We start from the raw sequence: 201 nt of genomic DNA on the forward strand, positions 1-201 counted from the left end.
GATTCGACTCATGAGTTGACCGGGTGGGTGTTGCGGCAGGTGCAGCACTGGTTGGGTGAGGAGCGGTTCGCCAGGGTGCCGTTGGTTGTGTGGACTCGGGGTGCGGTTGCTGCTCGGTCTGGTGAGTCGGTGGCGGATTTGGCTGCGGCTGCGGTGTGGGGTTTGGTGCGTTCGGCGCAGACGGAGAACCCGGGCCGGTTC

Annotated in this window: 1 protein-coding gene; it reads left to right on the top strand. The window is 65.7% G+C overall.

Translation table 11 applies throughout. The features are described 5' to 3' along the window. Nucleotides 1-39 precede the first annotated feature (39 nt). Nucleotides 40-201: SpnB-like Rossmann fold domain-containing protein (locus tag O5O46_RS35270; RefSeq protein ID WP_443072709.1), on the top strand; the 162-nt coding region annotated here is incomplete at its 3' end.

This window comes from Streptomyces sp. RPT161, from assembly GCF_027533845.1.
Lineage (GTDB): Bacteria > Actinomycetota > Actinomycetes > Streptomycetales > Streptomycetaceae > Streptantibioticus_A > Streptantibioticus_A silvisoli_A.